The sequence below is a fragment of the Helicobacter sp. genome (genome assembly GCF_022511165.1).
Taxonomy (GTDB): Bacteria; Campylobacterota; Campylobacteria; order Campylobacterales; family Helicobacteraceae; genus Helicobacter_C.
In genome coordinates, this window is sequence record NZ_JAFLSB010000014.1 from 1 (window position 1) to 20,214 (window position 20,214).

Consider the following 20,214-nt stretch of genomic DNA (forward strand, 5'->3'; position numbering starts at 1 on the left):
TCGTCCTGCGATTGTGCTCTCCATTTCTATTTCCTCTAATACAGGTTTGACACAAATCGTGGGAATATGATGAATATAAAACATACCCATATAATCATCAACCGGGCGATACCAACACTTTGCAGATGCCATAAAAGCTTTTGCGCCAATGGGTGTAAGATAATAGCCCTGTGTGCCTGTTGTCATATTAAAGGTAATATAAAAATCATTTGGCAATATCATTGTTTTGACTTTATGCTCCAAAAACATTAGTCGCACATACACATATTCATTCTGGCTAATATGTCGCAACTGCTCCCAAAAACTCTCTAAAACCACCATATCATCTTCAATTACCACAATAGGCTCATTGAGTGTTGCGCACTCTTGCCACAGGCTATAATGACTTGCAAAGCACGCCCTCTCTCCATCACTCATCTCTTTGCCACGAAAGAGGAGACTTGCTATTTTAGAGTATTGATTAAAGCGCAAATGCTCACCTGCCTTTGCGTCAATGGCTTCAAAAAATATGACTTCAAAATCTTTTTTTATACTCTCATCTACACTATCAAACTGCTTTTGCATCAATTCTTTGCGCTCTTTGGATCGTTTAAGATTAATAATAAAAATTTTCATTGATACCCTTATAAATACTGCCTCTTAACTATTTGCTTTTGCGAGTTCTTCATCCTCTTCACGCATAGATTCTAAAATCTGTTCATAAAGCCTCAAACTCTCTCTCGCGCTCTCTTCATCAATCTTACTCATCGCATAGCCAATATGCAAAAGCACCCAATCCCCCACTTTAGCTTCATCATTGAGCAAATCCAAACTCGCCTCACGTCTTACTCCAAGCGTATCAACCACTGCTATATTTTGCTCTTTTATTTCAATCACTTTAGAAGGAATAGCTAAACACATAAAATCTCCTTAAAATTGATGTGTAGAGTGATAATTTTGCGCCCTTTTTTGCGCGATAAACTCACTTACTTTGAGAATGCTCTCTTTGTCCTTATTGCTGGTGAGAAAAAGCGGCACATTTGCCTTGAGCTTTGCTAAATCATCATTTACGCGCTTGAGATTAAAATTAAAATACTCCATCATATCTGCCTTGCTTATAATCACCGCATCAGCGCACATAAACATCGTGGGATATTTCAAAATCTTATCATCACCTTCTGGAGTTGAGAGTAGCACGATATTAAGAGCTGCACCCACATCATAGCTCGCTGGGCACACGAGATTGCCCACATTTTCGATGAATAAATAATCAAGCTCTTGCATATTGCATTGCTCTTGCAAGGCTAGGAGTGCGGTTTCTACCATTGAAGCTTCCAAATGGCACGCTTCACCTGTGGTAATTTGATATGCACTCACGCCAAGATTTTGTAATCTAAGCGCGTCCCTATTTGTCTGCAAATCCCCCTCAAGCACGCAAAAACGCATATCACTATAATGGCATAAAGATTCTAAAAAAGTCGTTTTACCGCTACCCGGAGAGCTCATTAGATTTATCACATATACACCTAGATGTTTATAATGCGCACGAAGTTCTTGGGCTTTCATATCATTTTTAGAGAGAATCTTATGCACAATCTCTATAGATTTTTTATTTAAATTTGGATTATTTTCTAATCGCTCTTGACGCGATAATACATTATGTTGCTCTGGCATTCTTGCTCCCTTTTGTATCTTTTTTAGCTTGTAATGCCCCAAATACCGCCTGTCCAAAGCTAATATTGCTATCATTGCAAGGCAAAAGGCGGTGCATATAAAATGGAATACGATGCTCTGTAAATAATGCGTGGATTCTATCACAAAGAAACTTATTTTGAAACACACCGCCACTAAAATACACTTTAAAATCCTTATACTTTTTTTTACCCTCTTTTGCAAGAGTGAGTGCGATAAAACTAAGCGTTTCTAAAAAGCGATGAGCCGCTCTAGGCGCACCATATTTTACTTTATCGTTTAAAATCCCCTCAATCACTCCTTTCAAATAAATATGTCCATTTTCTAAACTAAACTCATAAGGTTCAGTTGCTGCGCTAGATATTTTTATGCTTTTCTGCCTTTTTGTGTTTGGAGTCATTGCCTCATTACTATGATGTAGCACATCGCGCAAAGCACAAGATTCTATCAACGCACCACTTTGCCCCTCATAGCTTTGCTTCTCTAATAATCCAAGCAAAAATGCCACTGCGTCAAAAAGCCTCCCAACCGAGCTTGTAAGCGGATAGATACCACTTGCATAAGCCCCTTGCAAAATGCTCAAATCTTTTGGAGAAAAATGCTTTGTGAGGCAATTTTTAGCCTCTGGCATTTCTAGCAACTCATAGTGCAAAAGAAGACTTAAGGCAAGCTTGCCAATATCTTTTATCGCTCCCTCCCCTCCTAAAAACACAAATTCATCAAAATGCCACAAGCGGCGCATAGTCCTAGAATCTGGCTCATATAAAAAGCATTCTCCGCCCCAAATATGCCTATCCTCGCCAAGCCCTGTGCCGTCCCATATAATGCCAAGCCCAATTTCATCTAAGGCTTGTGCTTCGGCTAAAATCGCATAAAAATGCGCCTTATGATGTGCGAGAGCGTATTGTGTGGCTTCATAACTTTGTGCCTTTTGTGTAGAAATGTATTGTGGGTGCAAGTCGCTCACAACAATGTGTGGCTTTTGGCTATAAAGTCCGCATAAAAATGCACCCACGCTTTCATAACGCGCAATAGAATCCACACTTTGTAAATCCCCAATATAAGGGCTAATGTTTGCTTGTTTGCCATAAAGCATACAAAGAGTAGATTTTTGCTGTGCTCCTACGCCTAGAATAAGGGGTGTATTTGCTTTTGTGGATTCTAAATCCTCATTACCTAAAGCCTCTTGCATTAAGGATTGCTGCTTAGAAGATTCATTGTCTGCGCTTTCTTTCAAGGGGAGCACATCATCTAAAACAAGTGGTGCATAACCTCTCCCAAGGCGCAAGATTCGCATATCTCCTGCCATAAGGCGCACGATACTATCATCAAGGGGATTATAAATATGGCGATTGTAGGTTAAAATCACATCGGCTATGGTATTATGCTTACAAAGCTTCTCTAATAGCTCATCTGTTTGGGCGATAATGGGCTCACTTGAGAGATTTGCGCTTGTAAAAACAATAGGATTTTTGAGCCTATCAAAAAGCAAGTGCATAATGCCATTATAAGGTAAAATCGCTCCTAAAGTCCGCACTTGTGGGGCGATAAGCTCTAAAGTCTCTTCATCTAAGATTCCGCCTACTTGATAATGTCGCTCTAAAAGCACAATAGGTGCTTGTGGGGAGAGGAGAGCTTCTCTCTCAAGAGGCGAAATATCGCTTAAAGATTCAATGTCGCGTATATCTTTAAACATCAGGGCAAATGGCTTATATGGGCGATTTTTTCTCTTTCGCAAAGTGGCAATCGCTTCTTTATTACTTGCATCAACGATGAGATTAAAACCCCCTATACCCTTTATAGCAACAATCTTACCCGCTTGAATAGCCTCTGCTGTCTTATAAATAAGCTCTATATCCTCTTTAGCATCTGTGCAAACTTGCTCCCCGCGCTCATCAATAAGACGCAATCTTACCGCGCAAGCTGTGCAAGAGATAGGCTGCGCGTGGAATCTGCGATTAAGTGGATTATGATAATCACTTTGGCAAAACTCACAAAGCGGAAAATCGCTCATAGCAGTGTGGATTCTATCATAAGGTAGGGCTTTAAGCATAGAATAGCGCGCCCCGCAATCAGTGCAAGTACTAAAGGCATATTGATAGAATCTCCCCTCTGTGCGCATATCCTTGAGACAAGATTCACATATTTTTATATCAAGGGGCAGGAGTATAGGGAGCGCGGCTCTATCAGCACTAGAGGCTTTAATCTCAAAAGATTGACTCAAATCACAAGGTGTGCTTATAGGTATGATAGTATGCCTCAAAATCTGTGCGTGAGGAGGCGCAGAGGTAAGAATCTGCTCTACAAAAGCCTCAAGTTGCTCTTTCTTTGAAACTTGAAGCAGGATAAAGAGTTTATCATATTGATTCTGCACATAGCCTTTTAAGCCCATTTTATGCGCGAGGCGATACACAAATGGGCGGAATCCTACGCCCTGTATCACGCCAAAAAGTTCAATTGCGTATGTTTGAGCTCCCATTCACTTCAATTAGCGTTTGCTTTTTTCTCTTACCATTTGCACAAGCGCGATAGCATTCTCTCTAGGCAAATTTGGCAACATTCCGTGTCCTAAATTAAAAATATGCCCCTCATTGCCCATAATCCTTAGAATCTCATCAACGCCCCTCTCCATAGCCTCTCTCTCATATAATCTACAAGGCTCTAAATTCCCTTGCAAAACATACTTTGCACCAAGCTTTTGCTTTGCTAGGGCTAAAGGTGTGCTCCAATCTACTCCAAATACATCAAAATCCCCATCGATTTTCTCTAAGAATCCAGCAATACCCTTAGGGAAAAGCATTATGGGGATATGCGGATATTTGCCCTTAAGATAATGTGCTATATCTTTCATATATTTCCAACTAAACTCCATATACGCCTCACATTCTAGCGCACTTGCCCAGCTGTCAAAAATCTGCACCGCATTTGCTCCTGCGCGGATTTGGGATTCAAGATAAAATTTAAGCTCCTCGCTCAATCGCTCAAGCAAGGCTTTAAGAATCTGCGGCTGCTTATAGAGCATTTCCTTGCTTTTTGTATAAGTTTTGCTCCCCTGCCCCTCAATCATATAGGTTGCCAAAGTCCAAGGAGAGCCACAAAAGCCTATGAGTGCCTTATCTTTGGGCAAATTTTTGCGCACATTGCTCACTATATCATAGACATACTCTAAGCGCGTATGGGCTTTGGGTGTAAGATGATGTATATCCTCTAAGGTAGAAATTGTGCGCTTAAAATGAGGACCCTCGCCACTTAAAAACTCCAAAGGCAAACCCATTTCCATAGGAAGCACCAAAATATCGCTAAATAAAATTGCTGCATCGACATCAAGAATCTCCACAGGCTGAAGCGTAACCTCTGTGGCAAGTGGCACATTTTGGCATAGCTCCAAAAAGCTCCCCGCCTTTGCTCTTGTTTGCTTATATTCGCTCAAATACCGCCCGGCTTGGCGCATAAGCCATATAGGTGTGTAAGGAGTAGGTTTTCTCAAACACGCGTCTATAAAAATCATACCCCCTTCCCCTCCTTTAATTTTCCATTTGAGCCCATCTTTCGGCGATTCTCACTGCATTTGTTGCCGCACCTACGCGAAGTTGGTCTGCCACACACCATAAATGCAAGATATGTTTATCAAAATTATCCTCTCTAATACGCCCCACGTGGGTAAGATTTGACTCGCTCACAAGGCTTGGCATTGGATATTTTCGACAAAGAGGCTCATCACACAAAGCCACAGCAGAAAGTGATTTAGCAAAAACCCCACGCGCAGCTTCTGTGCTGATTTCTTGCTCAAATGTAATTGTAATAGCTTCACTATGGCAACGCAAAACAGGCACTCGCACACAAGTAGCACTCACAGCAAAAGAAGCGTGCATAATTTTGTGCGTTTCATTTACCATTTTCATTTCTTCTTTTGTGTAGCCATTGGGCATAAAATCATCAATATGTGGAATCACATTGAAAGCAATACGATGAGGGAAAACTCTAGGTTTTGATTCATTAAGCTTAAAGGCAAAAAAAGCTTGCATTTGCTCTATAAGCTCCTCCATACCGCGCTTACCTGCGCCACTTGTAGCTTGATAGGTGCTAACATCTACGCGTTTGATGCCAAAAGCCTTATGCAAAGGGTCAAGCACAAGCACCATTTGAATTGTAGAACAATTAGGATTAGCAATAATGCCCTTTTTACTCCATTGTGCAATATCTTGGGGATTGACTTCAGGGACGACAAGCGGAACATCTTTATCCATACGAAAGTAGCTTGTATTATCTATCACTAATGCACCGGCTTTAACTGCACTCTCTGCATATTCTGCGCTTACCTTACTCCCTGCGGAGAAAAAGGCAATCTGCACACCCTCTTTTTCAAAAACATCGTGCGTTGTCTCTAGAATCTTGTAATTTTCCCCGCAAAATTCTATTTCTTTGCCTACGCTGCGCTTACTTGCTAATGGCACAATCCTTGATACAGGGAAGTTTCGCTCCTCTAGCACTCGAAAAAGCTCTTCTCCCACAGCCCCACTTGCGCCCACAACACCAACAACATATTTTTTCAAAGCTTATCTCCTCAAATCTTTTTCAAATTCTACTCTTCAAGCTTTAGTGGCGCATTATAGCAAGTATTTTTCAATAATGGTTAATTATATCCCTTAGTATAAAAGCTCCTTATAGGGTGGGAGATTCTCCAAGATTATCTTATTAATCAATCGCTATTTAAGGCAAAACATAGGCGAGAGATTCTCTCAAATCTCTATTGTTGCAAAATCACTTGATGAATCTCCTATAAAAACTTTGCTACACGATGCTTTTTATTTAAGAGCTTATGCTTTTTTGAAAATTTATTATCCCTTATAACAAAAACTCTTGCTTCTTATTAAGATATAGCAGATTTATCACATTATTTCTTATAACAAAACTGCTGTAAAAATGCCTCCACGATGCGTTCATCGCCCTTAATCCTAAGTTTTACACTTTGGGGTAAAAACTCATCTTTGTAGAGATGCAATCCTCTTTTTTGCGCCTCATACTCGCAAATTGAAAGCTGATTATAGGCAATCTCTAGCTCTGCTATACACATAAAAACATACTCTTGCAAGAGATTATGTGCCTTAGCAGATTCTATAGCATTTTGCACTGCGCCTGTATAAGCCCTTACAAGCCCACCAACACCAAGTAATTGCCCACCAAAATAGCGCACGATTACCACGCCAACATCAATGAGTTCCTCTCCGCGTAGCACATTAAGACTTGGCATACCACTACTGCCTTTTGGCTCTCTGTCATCATCAAAAGATTCTACGATATGGCTTAACTCATCAAAATGCCTACTTGCACTCACAAAATGCACCGCCTTTGTGTGCTTTTCTTTCAAGGCAAGAAGCAGGGGGCTAAACTCCACAAAAGGCACAAGAAAACTTAAAAATTTTGAGCCTTTAGTTTCAAAGCTCCCCTCTGCTTTGGCAATAAGCATTTTCATAGCGCATTATTTTAATTGCAAATAGTAAGTAATATCTTTTCCTCTAAGCTCCATTTGCTCATCTTTCCTATATACGACAAATTCCCCCTCTAAGCCCCTTGTAAAATTAAATTCATACGATAGTGTTTCATCGGGGTAGCACATACGACGCGATGTGCCACTATCGCTTATAGTAAGCTTTTTGCCCTTTAGTTTAAAACTCGCAAAATAATTATTACACACACTCACCCCAAAAATACGCCCCTCATCAACATCAAAGCTCATTGTTGATTTTGCATTTTGCCAAGTAGGCACAAACTCACGCCCGTCTTTTAAAACAAACTTATATACATACCATTGCTTCTCATCGCTCAAAAAAGATTCTTGTCTTTTTTCCTTGAGCGCATCGACAAAACACCCACTCATCAAAATAAGCACTATTGCAGAAAAAAATATTTTTTTAATACGCATAATCCACCTTGTATTTTTTGCTCTAGCTAGATTCTAAGCCATTTATTAAGCCAAGCATTATAAAATCTCATTGCAAATACAATGCCAAAATCATCAATATATTAAAACACGCTCATAAGGGAGAGCAATGCACATTGATTTACATAATCACACAACCCTTTGTCGCCACGCCACAGGCACAATGGAGGAATACATCACTTGCGCAATGACTCAAGGCATAGATGTTTTTGGATTTTCTTGCCACGCGCCTATGGCATTTGATGAAGCCTATCGTATGAGTTTAAATGAGCTAGAGGGTTACTGCGCAGAGATTGCAAGACTACAAAAGCTCTATGAAGGGCGCATTGAGATTCTAAGTGCGCTTGAGGTGGATTACATCTTGCATAGAGAAGATTTAATAGAATCTATTCTGCTTAAGCTCCCTTTTGACTATCTCATCGGTTCGGTGCATTTTTTGGATACTTGGGGCTTTGATAATCCCGCCTTTATCGGCGAATATGCTAAGCGTGATGTAGAGCAATGCTGGAGTGAATATTTAGATTCTATCGCTGCTATGGCACAAAGCGGGTATTTTCAAATTGTAGGGCATATGGATTTACTCAAGCTCTTTGGGCATACACTGCCTCATTCTGCCCTGCCCAAACTTGATAAGGCTTTAGAATCCATTGCTGATAATCATCTTGTAATTGAGCTTAATGCAGCAGGGTGGCGCAAACCCATTAATGAATGCTATCCAAGTGCATTTATCTTGCAAAAAGCCTTTAAAAAGGGTATTGAGATTACCTTTAGCTCTGATGCCCACGCACTAGAACATATTGGATTTCAATACGAATCACTCTGTGCTTTGGCTAAAAGTGTAGGCTACACACACGCTCTCTACTTCCGCCAAAAAGAACCCATTCGAGTGGATTTTTAAATCAAATGCAAAAATAGAATCTGCAAGAAAAAAAGGGGCTAAATGTAATTTTAAGAGGGTTATCACCCTCTGCTTAAAGGTGCATAAAGATAAAGCTTAGCTCCCTTTTTGCCTTTTATTTTATATTTTTGCTTTGTTTTAACTCTATGCGCTTTAGAAAAATCTATTGGCAGTTAAGGCACTCTATATCTCTATCCATTACTTGCTCTTCTACTTCTGGGCTTTGAGAGCGCAGATAATAGGTGCTTTTTAAACCAAGTTTCCACGCAAGCATATAGATTCTATTAAGCTCCTTACCACTTGCCTTATCAAGCTCCATAAAAATATTAACACTTTGCCCTTGGTCAATCCATTTTTGCCTTACCGCCGCAGCTTTGACAAGAAGCGTTTGGTCGATATTATAAGCTGATACATAATAATCCCAAGTATCTAGGCTCAAATGCGGTGCAACCACAGGAATAAGCCCACTTAAATTCTCCTCATACCATTTTTTGCGATATATAGGCTCAATAGTTTGTGTTGTTCCTGCTAAAATACTAATGCTACTTGTTGGCGCAATCGCCATAAGATAGCCATTGCGCATACCTTGTGCCTTTACTTTTGCTCGCAATGCCTCCCAATCGCACTGCTCCTTAGAGAAAAGATTCCCCCTATTGACAAGCTTTAAGGCTTCTTTGTTTGCAAGGTCGATAGGAAAGATACCTTTGCTCCAATTACTTCCCTCAAATTGTGGATATTTGCCCTTTTCTTTGGCTAAATCTGCACTTGAGCTAATCGCATTAAAGCTTATAAGCTCCATTACCTCATCAATTTTTGCCAAATGCTCTTCACTTCCCCATACTATCTTAGCGCGAGCAAGCATTTCTGCCTCACCCATCACACCAAGCCCAATAGCGCGATTACGCATATTTGTAACTTTCACCTTACGATTTGGATAAAAATTTAAATCAATCACATTATCAAGCATTCTAATAGCAATAGGCAACACACGCTCAATATCTTCTCTTGTATTAATTTTACTCAAATTCACACTTGCAAGATTACATACAGCTGTATCTCCGCTTTGAGCAACTCGCGAAGCCATAAAAACTTTTTTGCCATTTATAGAATCTATGCTTGTGATTTTATTTGCCTTCTTGCGCAAACCGCTATCTATGGTTACTTCTTCTTTCTCCTCATATACTACTTTTGAGCCATCTTCAAATTCTACTTCCACCACATAATGATTAGGATTTGTATTTTGAAAAATCTCTGTGCAAAGATTAGAGCTTCGAATAACACCTGCGTGGGCATTGGGATTCACACGATTTGCATTATCTTTAAAACACAAAAATGGCAAACCAGATTCAAAATAATTTATAAGAATCTTTTTCCATAAATCCTTGGCTGAAACGCGCGATTTTAGTAGAGATTCTGATTGCTCATACTCAATATATTTTGCTTCAAATGCTTCACCATAAAGCTCTGTAAGTTCGGGGCATTCATAGGGATCAAAAAGCGTCCAATACTCATTTGCCTCTACGCGCTTCATAAATAAATCACAAATCCACAGCGCAGGGAAAAGATCGTGTGTGCGTCTGCGCTCTTCCCCACTATTTTTGCGCAAATCAACAAAATCGTGTATATCATTATGCCAAATCTCTAAATAAGTCGCTATTGCGCCTTTTCGTGTGCCAAGCTGATCAACTGCAATAGCCACATCATTGGCGATTTTTAAAAATGGCACAACACCACCTGCGGCATTTTTATGCCCATCAATAAAGCTCCCAAGCCCACGCACACGACTAAAATCCCAACCAATGCCACCTCCATACTTGCTTAAAAGCGCCATTTCCTTATACGCATCAAAAATACCCTCAATATTATCAGGTGTGCTTCCTACAAAGCAAGAGCTTAGCTGATGCCTTGTCGTACGTGCATTAGCAAGTGTAGGAGTTGCGCAAACAACCTCAAATGAGGAAATCATATCATAAAACTTCACAGCCCACGCGTTACAATCCTCTTCATTTTGGGCTAAAAACATCGCAATCGCCATAAACATATGTTGAGGCAATTCAATAGGGTGATTATTCACATCTTTGAGCAAATATCTATCATAGAGTGTTTTAATACCTAAATAATTAAACTGCAAATCACGCTCTGGCTTGATATGAGAATCTAAAAAGGCAAGATCATATTTTTCCTTTAACCCTCGCACAAGCTTACCTTCTTTTTCACCTTGTGCGAAATAATCCTCAAGCTTTTTATAGCCTATCCAACCTGTAACCTTATGGTATAAATCATAAAGAAACAAACGCGCTGCCACAAATGTCCAATTTGGTGTATCAACATCGATTTTATCTATGGCTGTTTTGATTAGGGTTTGCTGTATTTCTTCAGTTGCGATTCTATTTTTAAAATGAATCTTCGCATCAACCTCTAGCTCACTTTGGCTCACTCCCTCCAAACCCTCTACTGCCGCTTGAGTGTAATTTTGAATATTTGTAATATCAAGTGGTTCAATGCGTCCATTTCTTTTTGTAACCATAATCGTATCTAGCATTTAAATTTCTCCAAATTATTTATATTCCACCAATTCATCAAGTGAGATTCTAAAACGTGGTTGCTGTGGGTTTGCACGATACCCAAAGCACACAATAAGGCTTACTTGCTCTTTAAAAGCATCTAAGCCATAGAGTTTTTCTACCGCTTTTTTATCAAAGCCTTCAATGTAGCAGGTATCAATTTTAAGATAACTCGCATAAGCTACCATATAAGTTGCCATAATATAAGCTTGCAATGCGCTCCAATGCGTGATTTTTTCATCTGTGAATCCACGCGCTATAAGGTAGCTTCTTAAACGCTCACTAAATGCTTGATAAGCATTTGCATCCATTTTGCGTCTAAAAACATTGCGTTTTGCATATTCACTTGGCGGCATTAAATCACTTTGCAAACTCTTAAAAACCACTACTTCGCTTGCTGTGGTAATTTGTGGCTGGTCCCAACATAAAGGACGCAATGCCTTTTTTGCCTCGCTAGAGCGCAAAACTAAAAGTCTTGTTGGCTCCATACCAAAAGAACTAGGAGCTAGACGCCCCACCTCTAAAATCTCCTCAAAGCTTTCTTTTGGAATCTTCTTATTCTCATCAAAAAGCTTACAAGCGTGGCGGAAATTTACTGATTCTAAAAATGCGTTCATATTTACTCCTTTATTTAAATTTAAGGGCAAAAACAAATCTATTTTGCCTTTGCCCTCTTTCGCATATTTGGCTCTAAAATTTTCTTGCGGATTCTCACATTTTGAGGTGTTACCTCTAAAATCTCATCATCTTCTATCCATTCTAAGGCGCGCTCAAGTGTTAAATCTCGCGGTGGGACAAGCTTTATCGCCTCATCAGCTCCACTGCTACGCATATTTGTGAGATGCTTTGCCTTGATGGGATTCACATCTAAATCATTATCTCTGCTATGCTCACCTATCACCATTCCTACATAAACCTTTGTTTGTGGGGCTATAAAAAGCACTCCACGTTCTTGGATATTAAAAAGTGAAAATCCTGTTGCCTCTCCATTCTCCATACTCACAAGTGCGCCATTTTTGCGAGATTCTACACTTCCGCTAAAAGCACGAAATTCTAAAAAACTATGATTCATAATCCCCTCACCTTTTGTATCAGTGAGGAACTCACTACGATAGCCTATAAGCCCACGCGCTGGTATTTCAAACTCTAGGCGCGTATAGCCATCATTCGTAGGATTCATAGCTTTCATTTCAGCCTTTCTGCGCCCAAGTTTTTCGATAATGCTCCCACTAAAATCTTGAGGTGTATCAATCACTAAATGCTCAAAAGGCTCACATTTAATACCCTCAATCTCCTTAACAATCACTTCAGGGCGCGAAATGCTAAACTCAAAGCCCTCACGGCGCAAATTTTCTGCCAAAATCGTAATTTGCAATTCCCCTCTCCCACTTACTTTAAACTTCCCTTCACCCATTTCTTCACAACGCATAGCGATATTTGTTTGCATTTCTTTATTTAATCTATCTTTGAGTTTATTTGCTGTTACGTGTTTGCCCTCTAGCCCTGCAAGCGGACTATCATTGACTGCAAAATACACACTCATCGTAGGCTCTTCAAGGTGCATAGGATCAAGGGGCATAGGATTATTGATATCAACAACGCTATCGCCCACATCAATCGCATTGAATCCTGCAATCGCAACAATATCTCCTGCTTGTGCAGATTCTATTTCTGTGCGTGCCAAACCCAAAAAACCAATAAGTTTTGTAATGCGCCCAAGTTCCTTTTCACCATCGCTTTTAGCAAGCATCACATTCGCACCTTTTTTGATGATGCCATTAAATACCCGCGCAATACCAATTTTCCCTACATAATTATCATAATCAAGCGTGAAAATCTGCATTTGCAATGGATTATCAGCACTCCCGCTTGGCGCAGGGACATATTCTAAAATCGCCTCAAAAAGTGGTTCGAGATTCTTTTTTTCATCATTTAAATCTTTTATCGCATAGCCATCGCGCGCTGCTGCATAAATCACAGGAAAATCAAGCTGAAAATCACTCGCCTCCATTGCTACAAACAAATCAAAGACTTCATCAACCACCCTATCAGGCTCACTTGCAGGTTTGTCAATTTTATTAACTACGACAATAGGGCGGATTCCAAAGCTTAAAGCCTTTTTTACAACAAATTTTGTTTGAGGCATTACCCCCTCTTGCGCATCAACAAGCAACAACACGCCATCTACCATTTTTAACACTCGCTCAACTTCGCCACCAAAATCCGCGTGTCCGGGCGTGTCAATGATATTAATCTTTGTGCCTTTATAAGTAATAGCTGTATTCTTAGAGAGAATAGTAATGCCCCTCTCGCGCTCTAAATCATTAGAATCCATCACGCGCTCATCAATTTGCTCTCTTTGTGAAAAAGTGCCAGATTGTGTTAAAAGTCCATCAACAAGTGTAGTTTTGCCGTGATCCACGTGAGCAATAACAGCAATATTTCGTATATTTTGCATAAGCCTCTCTGCGTTTTGGTATTTGATTGAAATTGGAATTATATCTTTAACTTACTTAACCAAAAATAATGTTATATTCCCCCTAAAAATGAGAAGATATGTAAGATAATATATCATTTACGCACTATCCACGCAAGATTCTCACGCACTCTTTAATTGATGCAATAAGATATTCTATATCAGCCACACTATGCGTATAGTGGATACTTACGCGTAACCACATAGGTTTTTTTGCAAATGAACCCTCCGGAATGAGATAATGCCCATAGGGACCAGCGCAGCTACACCCTGCGCGTGTGTGAATACCATATTTACGACTTAAAAGTGCGCATAAATCAAGGGGTGAAATTGAGCCGATGTTAAAGCTCACAATACCCAATCGCTCAAGCGATACATCTCCATAAACACTCACTGCGGGGATTTTAGTGAGTTCGTGTAAAAACACTTCAGTAAGAATCTTCTCGCGTCTTTTTATAACATCAAAACCAATTTCATTGCGTAGCTGATAGGCTAATGCCCCATAGAGTAAGCCGAGTATAGGCGGAGTGCCTGCCTCTTCGCGCATTGCCACATCATCAATAAAAGAATGCGTATAATCATTAGCATATTCAATCACTCCTCCACCACAAAAACTCGGTGGCAAGGTATTATCAAGCAACGATTTACGCAAAGCAAGAATCCCACAAGCTCCTACGCCGCCTAGCAACTTATGAGGCGCAAAAAATGCTACATCAAAATGCGCACTCTCCACATTAGCATAGGCTGATAAACTCGCCATATCTAGCGCGATAATCCCTCCATAATCACGCAATAGCTTTGCATAAGATTCTATAGGTGCAAGAATCCCCGTAACATTAGAAGCTGCACTCAAACTTGCAATAATTTTCTTGCCTTTAAGATTATGCAATATCTGTGCTAAATCTCTTGTATCAGGCAAACCTTGCTCATTAAAGGCAATCTTATGCGTATGGCAAAGCCCCTCTTTATAGCTAATCTCATTGGAGTGATGCTCAAAACCACTCATAATGATATGCGGAAGTTGAAGCTTATTTGTGTGTAAATCGTATGCTTTGAGCATAGCAAGTGAGGGCAAGGCAGAAAAAGTATGAGATTCTGTATTCTTTTTAGAATCTTTAGCATTTTTATCTACAAACCTTTTTAGCTCTGCATTTTCTAGCAAAGGGCGCAAATGTAAAAGACTGCAAGGTGGCACATAAATACCCATAATCTCTTGAAATTTTTTAATACCAAAGCTTGCCCCACTCCCTCCACTAATAAGCACAAAATCTTCGCTTAATCCTAATGCAGAGCAAATACGCTCCTTTGCCTCCTCATAAAGTGCGCTCATTAAGGCTGCATTGGAGGAAATATGCGAATGTGTATTGGCATAATAAGGTAGAATAGATTCTATGCGTTTGTTGATTGCCCTATATGCAAGTCCGGAGGCTGTAAAATCAAAATAATACTGCTTAGGAGCAAGGATTGTATGTGTGCGGAGCGTGGCGAGTACATCATCGCTATTCAGTAATGGCGCAAAAAAACGCGTAATGAGCTTCTTGTTTGATGAGCTTTTAAGAGGAAGCATTCTTTCTCCTTAAAATATCGCTGTTGCTTTAAGTATGCTTAAAGATGGCTTTATCAGGTGCAATAGTTACCTTTTAGCACACTCCAATAAAATACAACCATAAAGATTCTAAAATCATACAACACAATGGTAAGTTGGAGTGAAATATATTAAGAGCTAAACATAATTAAACCAAACAAAGATTCATTGCATACACTTTAATAGATAATTGAAATTGCATTAAGATTAGCCAAATATATCTTTATGGTATTTGTTTTTTAAAATTTACACCCAAAACATTAAAGATGATTTTTAAATGCAATCCACAAAACAAGGATAAGAATAGAGATTTGCATACGCAAATTGAGAAGTTTTGATATAACATTTAGACAATTCATTTTACCCTACTTTCTTATTTAGCATTTTTTTATACAATTTAACACAAACCATAAAATATTAGGGTTTTGGTTTCTATGACAACAATAAATCACAACTCACAAGGAGAAGACAATGAGCAAATACGAGCAATTCATCAAAGAATATGAGGCGCATAAAAATGAGCGAGCTGCACAGGGTGTGCCACCTTTAGCACTTAATACAACACAAACGCAATGTGTAATTGATATGTGCAAAGATTCAAGCGTAAGTGCAAAAGATAAGGAATTTGCAAAAGAATTACTTGTGCATAGAGTGAATCCGGGCGTTGATGCTTCAGCACAGCTCAAAGCAGCATTTTTAGGAGAGATTCTGCTTAACAATAAGCAAGATTGGGGATTTAGCCCAGCTGAAGCAGTAAAATATCTTGGCACAATGCTTGGAGGCTATAATGTCGCTCCGCTTATTCAAGGGCTTTCTCTCAAAGATAGCTCACTCGCACAAGCGTGTGCAAATGCCCTCAAACACACACTTTTAATTTATGATAATTTTGAAAAAATTGTCGCACTCAATACCCCCCTCTCAAAAGAGATTCTCCAATCTTGGGCAGATGCAGAATGGTTTAAAAGCAGAGAAGGGCTAAGCGAAGTGATTAAAGTATGTGTGTTTAAGATTGATGGCGAAACAAATACTGATGACTTAAGTCCTGCAGGAGATGCTTTCACACGAAGCGATATTCCTATCCACGCAAAAGCGATGCTTAAAAGCCGTATTGAAAATTTTGAGCAACGCATTGAATCTGCTAAGCAAAAAGCTGCGCAAAATAATGCAGTAGTTGCGTATGTGGGCGATGTTGTGGGTACAGGAAGTAGTCGAAAATCTGCTTGTAACTCTATCTTATGGCATTTTGGCAAGGAGATTCCATTTATTCCTAACAAAAAAAGCGGTGGTATTGTTATTGGGGGCGTGATTGCGCCTATTTTCTTTAATACTTGCGAAGATAGCGGTGCATTGCCTATCGTAGCTGATGTGAGCGAGCTTAAAGATGGCGATATTATTGAGATTCATACAAGCAAAGGTGAGATTGTTAAAGAGGGCAAGGTTGTTGCTACTTTCACATTAAATCCTGTTACCATTACCGATGAGATTCGCGCAGGTGGTAGAATCCCACTCATTATCGGCAGAGGGCTTACTGCAAAAGCACGAGGATATCTCAAACTTGGCAAAAGCGATGTGTTTAAAGAAGCAAAACAACCAGCAAGCAGCAATAAAGGCTATACTCTAGCACAAAAAATGGTAGGACGAGCGTGTGGCGTAGAGGGTGTGCGTCCGGGAAGCTATTGCGAGCCAAAAACAACCACCGTTGGTAGCCAAGATACCACAGGTGCAATGACAAGAGATGAGATTACAGAACTTGCAGCACTAAGCTTTGGTGCGGATTTTGTATTGCAAAGCTTCTGCCATACAGCAGCGTATCCTAAGCCTGCTGATGTAAGCTTACACGCGACTTTGCCAAACTTCATAGCTGACCGCGGTGGGGTGGCATTGCGTCCAAAAGATGGTGTGATTCACTCGTGGCTTAATCGTATGTGTTTGCCAGATACCGTGGGTACAGGTGGGGATTCACATACACGCTTCCCTATTGGCATTAGCTTCCCTGCAGGAAGTGGGCTTATTGCATTTGCTGCTGTTACAGGCACAATGCCCCTTGATATGCCAGAATCTGTGCTTGTGCGCTTCAAGGGCAAACTCAATCCGGGTATCACTCTACGCGATTTAGTTAATGCAATCCCTTATTATGCGATTAAACAAGGACTTCTTACCGTTGAGAAAAAAGGTAAGAAAAATATTTTCAGCGGACGGATTCTAGAAATTGAGGGCTTAGGAGATTTAAAAGTAGAGCAAGCCTTTGAATTAAGTGATGCAAGCGCAGAAAGAAGTGCAGCAGCTTGTAGTGTGAGATTAAATAAAGAGCCTATTATCGAGTATCTTAACTCAAATATCAAGCTTATCGAATCTATGATTGCTCAAGGTTATAAAGACGCAGAAACTTTGCAAAGAAGAGCAAATAAGATGAAAGAATGGATTGCTAATCCTGTGCTTTTAGAGCCAGATAGTGATGCAGAATACGCGGCTGTGATTGAGATTAATCTTGCAGATATTAAAGAGCCTATTTTGGCTTGTCCAAATGATCCTGATGATGTGGCGACTTTGAGTGAGATTCACGCTAATCCTAAGCGTCCAAAAAATATCGATGAAGTATTTATCGGTAGCTGTATGACAAATATTGGGCATTTTAGAGCATTTGGCGAAATTGTTAAAAACGAAGGACAAAGCAAAACACAAATTTGGATTGCTCCTCCTACTAAAATGGACGAAAAACAACTCACAAAAGAGGGCTATTTCTCACTCTTTGGTGCAGCAGGTGCGAGATTAGAAGCACCCGGTTGTAGCTTATGTATGGGGAATCAAGCGCGTGTGCGTGATAATGCAGTGGTATTCTCTACTTCTACACGTAACTTTGATAATCGTATGGGTAAGGGGGCACAAGTATATCTAGGAAGCGAAGAGCTTGGCGGTGTATGTGCGATGCTAGGACGCCTACCCACAGTGCAAGAATATCTTGATATTGCTCCTAAAAAGATTGATTCTAAAAAAGATGACATCTATACTTATCTCAACTTCCACCTTATGAAAGACTTTGCACTCTAAAATCGAAAATTGCCCCATAGTCTAGAATCTAGGCTATGGGGACTTTTTTAAAGTCCAACACTCATTTACATTAAAACAATCACTTATCTTTAAATCTCAATCAAACTTGAAACTCCCTACTATAAAGACTTATTCTAGGTTTGAAATTTTTTAAGCAAGATTCTAACAAAAGTGAGCAAAACTCCTTTTAAACAAATACTCTAGTGCCTACTTACTCTCTTAAATAGTGAGAGGATAGTTTTATGTGCCATACTTTCATCAGCAAAGTTGTGAAAATTGCACTCATTAACTCTTAGCGAGGTGCCATCACTTCTTATCTTACTCATAAGTTAAAACTTCTCGTATCTCTCAATCCACCCTAAAATGTGCGCCTTTACTCTCAACGCGTGCAATGGCAGATTCTACAATTTTACGCGCCACAAGCAATCGCAAACGCAGCATACGCCCGATATTTGATTCAAGCATTACTTCAATCCCGCCCAACGCAGAATCTAGCCCACTTTTTGAGCGAATAATCCCCACTTTATCCCACATAATCTCACGCAATACATTCTTAAGCTTCACATCACCTTCTCGCTCAAGTATCTCTTCACACAGCGGAAAATGTGCAACACGTGTATGTGTAGGATTTTCTACAATATGTTGAGCCACTCTTGCACCAAAGACAAGTCCCTCTAAGAGAGAATTAGATGCCAAGCGATTGCCCCCGTGCAGCCCATTACACGCGCATTCTCCAACTGCATAAAGATTACTCATTCCCTTTACAAGCCCATTTATATCTACTGCAATCCCTCCCATTGAGTAATGAAAAGCCGGTGAAATAGGAATAAGCTCATTAGGAATATCCAAAAAAGTACTTAAATCGCGGTAGATATTAGGAAAGCGATTCTTAAAACCTGCCTTATCAAAAGCACTCACATCTAAAAACACTTCTTTTTTATTTTTCAAACGATAATCCATAATCCCACGCGCCACAATATCGCGTGAAGCAAGCTCACCTCGCTCATCATAGGTAAATAAAAAACGTTTGCCACTCTCATCAACAATCACACCCCCCTCTCCACGCACTGCTTCGGAGATGAGATATTTTCGTGCTTGAGGATTGCGCACATAAGCAGTAGGGTGAAATTGGAGCATTTCCATATCCTGCAAGGCAAGATGATGCTCTAAAATAATGCCGTGCATATCGCTACTAATTGTATAAGCATTGGTGTGGTATTTAAATAATCCCCCTACGCCCCCACTTGCAATCACAATATGGTGCGCATAGAGATTATGTGTGCCAAGTTTTGTTCGCACACATACACCATAGCATTTATCCTCCTCGATGAGCAAATCCACCACCTCTGCATTTTTCCACAATGTCGCGCGAAGCCTACCGATAAGGTGAGTGTGGAGATTCCGCCCGGTTGCATCGCCTCCTGAATGCACAATACGCGCCTTACTATGCCCACCTTCTTGCGCATAAAGCAATGCACCATTCTCATCTCTATCAAGCAAAAATCCACTTTCTATAAGCTCATCAAGCACCTTTGGGCTTGTGCTTGTGAGCATTTCTACACATTGTGCATTATTCAAATTTGCACCGGCTAAAAGTGTATCCTGCGCGTGTAAAAACACATCGCTCTCATCTCTTGCTATACTAATGCCACCCTGCGCATAAAAGGTATTGCATTCCCACGGCTGTGATTTACACACAATAAGCACATTCAAATGAGGGGGTAAAGAGGCAGCACAATAAAGCCCTGCCACACCTGCACCAATAATAATCACATCATATTGTCCCATTTTTACTCCTCATCTTCTTGAAAGTCCGATGAAGACTTAGTATCTATGCCTTGAAAAAATATATTTTGCTTTTTTACCTCTTGTTTATTCTCTTGCTTAGGAGCTTCTTTATTTGTTTCTTGGGTATAAAATGGTTTTGTTTGATAGCCACAACCCATACTCATCACAATAAAAATAAATGCCAAATATGCTAAAATCACCCTATGAAAACAACAACTATGGCTCATATATTCTCCAATATTA

Annotated in this window: 16 protein-coding genes; 2 read left to right on the forward strand and 14 right to left on the reverse strand. The window is 40.0% G+C overall.

Annotated features, from left to right (window positions below; all coding sequences use genetic code 11):
- From J1E28_RS03335 to J1E28_RS03370, 8 genes are all read right to left on the reverse strand, one after another.
- On the reverse strand, positions 1-615 hold a 615-nt coding region (locus J1E28_RS03335; RefSeq protein ID WP_291026642.1), incomplete at its 3' end, for a glycosyltransferase family 25 protein.
- Between the two features lie 24 nt (positions 616-639).
- The gene (locus tag J1E28_RS03340; protein WP_291026645.1) at positions 640-900 is read right to left on the reverse strand and encodes a HypC/HybG/HupF family hydrogenase formation chaperone; all 261 of its coding nucleotides are present in this window, start codon (positions 898-900) and stop codon (positions 640-642) included.
- Positions 901-909: 9 nt separating this feature from the next.
- Positions 910-1,653 carry a hydrogenase nickel incorporation protein HypB gene (hypB, locus tag J1E28_RS03345; RefSeq protein WP_291026650.1) on the reverse strand — a complete coding sequence of 248 codons (744 nt, stop codon included), beginning with the start codon at positions 1,651-1,653 and terminating at the stop codon, positions 910-912.
- Positions 1,637-4,150: a carbamoyltransferase HypF gene (locus J1E28_RS03350; RefSeq protein ID WP_291026653.1), complete on the reverse strand. Its 2,514-nt coding sequence runs from the start codon at positions 4,148-4,150 to the stop codon at positions 1,637-1,639. The genes hypB and J1E28_RS03350 overlap by 17 nt, the downstream gene beginning before the upstream one ends.
- Before the next feature lie 9 nt (positions 4,151-4,159).
- Positions 4,160-5,179 carry a uroporphyrinogen decarboxylase gene (gene hemE / locus J1E28_RS03355; protein WP_291026656.1) on the reverse strand — a complete coding sequence of 340 codons (1,020 nt, stop codon included), beginning with the start codon at positions 5,177-5,179 and terminating at the stop codon, positions 4,160-4,162.
- A gap of 16 nt (positions 5,180-5,195) precedes the next feature.
- A complete protein-coding gene (locus J1E28_RS03360; protein WP_291026659.1) occupies positions 5,196-6,224 on the reverse strand; it encodes an aspartate-semialdehyde dehydrogenase in 1,029 nt (342 codons plus the stop codon).
- 341 nt (positions 6,225-6,565) lie between these two features.
- Positions 6,566-7,144 carry a YigZ family protein gene (locus tag J1E28_RS03365; protein ID WP_291026662.1) on the reverse strand — a complete coding sequence of 193 codons (579 nt, stop codon included), beginning with the start codon at positions 7,142-7,144 and terminating at the stop codon, positions 6,566-6,568.
- Positions 7,145-7,150: 6 nt separating this feature from the next.
- On the reverse strand, positions 7,151-7,594 hold the full coding sequence (locus tag J1E28_RS03370; protein WP_291026665.1) for an META domain-containing protein: 444 nt from the start codon (positions 7,592-7,594) through the stop codon (positions 7,151-7,153).
- Positions 7,595-7,721: 127 nt separating this feature from the next.
- On the opposite strand from J1E28_RS03370, the gene J1E28_RS03375 reads away from it, so the two are divergent.
- Positions 7,722-8,510 (forward strand): histidinol-phosphatase, encoded by a 789-nt coding sequence (locus tag J1E28_RS03375; protein WP_291026667.1) that lies wholly within the window; start codon positions 7,722-7,724, stop codon positions 8,508-8,510.
- 163 nt (positions 8,511-8,673) lie between these two features.
- Here J1E28_RS03375 and J1E28_RS03380 read toward each other — a convergent pair whose 3' ends face one another.
- The 4 genes from J1E28_RS03380 to J1E28_RS03395 form a co-directional block, all read right to left on the reverse strand.
- Entirely contained in the window at positions 8,674-11,052 is a 2,379-nt protein-coding gene (locus J1E28_RS03380; protein WP_291026670.1) for a ribonucleoside-diphosphate reductase subunit alpha, read from the reverse strand.
- Positions 11,053-11,067: 15 nt separating this feature from the next.
- On the reverse strand, positions 11,068-11,691 hold the full coding sequence (locus J1E28_RS03385; RefSeq protein ID WP_291026672.1) for an NAD(P)H-dependent oxidoreductase: 624 nt from the start codon (positions 11,689-11,691) through the stop codon (positions 11,068-11,070).
- Positions 11,692-11,729: 38 nt separating this feature from the next.
- Positions 11,730-13,532, reverse strand: coding sequence for a translational GTPase TypA (gene typA / locus J1E28_RS03390; RefSeq protein WP_291026674.1), 1,803 nt, complete (start codon positions 13,530-13,532; stop codon positions 11,730-11,732).
- A gap of 124 nt (positions 13,533-13,656) precedes the next feature.
- A complete protein-coding gene (locus tag J1E28_RS03395) occupies positions 13,657-15,117 on the reverse strand; it encodes an aminotransferase class V-fold PLP-dependent enzyme (protein ID WP_291026676.1) in 1,461 nt (486 codons plus the stop codon).
- Positions 15,118-15,606: 489 nt separating this feature from the next.
- On the opposite strand from J1E28_RS03395, the gene acnB reads away from it, so the two are divergent.
- Positions 15,607-18,183: a bifunctional aconitate hydratase 2/2-methylisocitrate dehydratase gene (gene acnB, locus J1E28_RS03400; protein WP_291026678.1), complete on the forward strand. Its 2,577-nt coding sequence runs from the start codon at positions 15,607-15,609 to the stop codon at positions 18,181-18,183.
- Positions 18,184-18,531: 348 nt separating this feature from the next.
- Here acnB and J1E28_RS03405 read toward each other — a convergent pair whose 3' ends face one another.
- Both J1E28_RS03405 and J1E28_RS03410 read right to left on the reverse strand, forming a co-directional pair.
- The gene (locus J1E28_RS03405; RefSeq protein WP_291026680.1) at positions 18,532-19,971 is read right to left on the reverse strand and encodes an FAD-binding protein; all 1,440 of its coding nucleotides are present in this window, start codon (positions 19,969-19,971) and stop codon (positions 18,532-18,534) included.
- A gap of 2 nt (positions 19,972-19,973) precedes the next feature.
- Complete coding sequence (locus J1E28_RS03410) at positions 19,974-20,198, reverse strand: hypothetical protein (RefSeq protein ID WP_291026682.1); 225 nt, start codon at positions 20,196-20,198, stop codon at positions 19,974-19,976.
- Positions 20,199-20,214: the final 16 nt, after the last annotated feature.

Excerpts from the sequence above, each read along its gene's own strand:
- J1E28_RS03385 (WP_291026672.1), bottom strand. The coding sequence starts at position 11,691 with ATGAACGCATTTTTAGAATCAGTAAATTTCCGCCACGCTTGTAAGCTT.
- J1E28_RS03380 (WP_291026670.1), bottom strand. The coding sequence starts at position 11,052 with ATGCTAGATACGATTATGGTTACAAAAAGAAATGGACGCATTGAACCA.
- J1E28_RS03340 (WP_291026645.1), bottom strand. The coding sequence starts at position 900 with ATGTGTTTAGCTATTCCTTCTAAAGTGATTGAAATAAAAGAGCAAAAT.
- J1E28_RS03365 (WP_291026662.1), bottom strand. The coding sequence starts at position 7,144 with ATGAAAATGCTTATTGCCAAAGCAGAGGGGAGCTTTGAAACTAAAGGC.
- J1E28_RS03370 (WP_291026665.1), bottom strand. The coding sequence starts at position 7,594 with ATGCGTATTAAAAAAATATTTTTTTCTGCAATAGTGCTTATTTTGATG.
- hemE (WP_291026656.1), bottom strand. The coding sequence starts at position 5,179 with ATGATTTTTATAGACGCGTGTTTGAGAAAACCTACTCCTTACACACCT.
- J1E28_RS03375 (WP_291026667.1), top strand. The coding sequence starts at position 7,722 with ATGCACATTGATTTACATAATCACACAACCCTTTGTCGCCACGCCACA.
- acnB (WP_291026678.1), top strand. The coding sequence starts at position 15,607 with ATGAGCAAATACGAGCAATTCATCAAAGAATATGAGGCGCATAAAAAT.
- J1E28_RS03395 (WP_291026676.1), bottom strand. The coding sequence starts at position 15,117 with ATGCTTCCTCTTAAAAGCTCATCAAACAAGAAGCTCATTACGCGTTTT.
- J1E28_RS03410 (WP_291026682.1), bottom strand. The coding sequence starts at position 20,198 with ATGAGCCATAGTTGTTGTTTTCATAGGGTGATTTTAGCATATTTGGCA.
- typA (WP_291026674.1), bottom strand. The coding sequence starts at position 13,532 with ATGCAAAATATACGAAATATTGCTGTTATTGCTCACGTGGATCACGGC.
- hypB (WP_291026650.1), bottom strand. The coding sequence starts at position 1,653 with ATGCCAGAGCAACATAATGTATTATCGCGTCAAGAGCGATTAGAAAAT.
- J1E28_RS03350 (WP_291026653.1), bottom strand. The coding sequence starts at position 4,150 with ATGGGAGCTCAAACATACGCAATTGAACTTTTTGGCGTGATACAGGGC.
- J1E28_RS03405 (WP_291026680.1), bottom strand. The coding sequence starts at position 19,971 with ATGGGACAATATGATGTGATTATTATTGGTGCAGGTGTGGCAGGGCTT.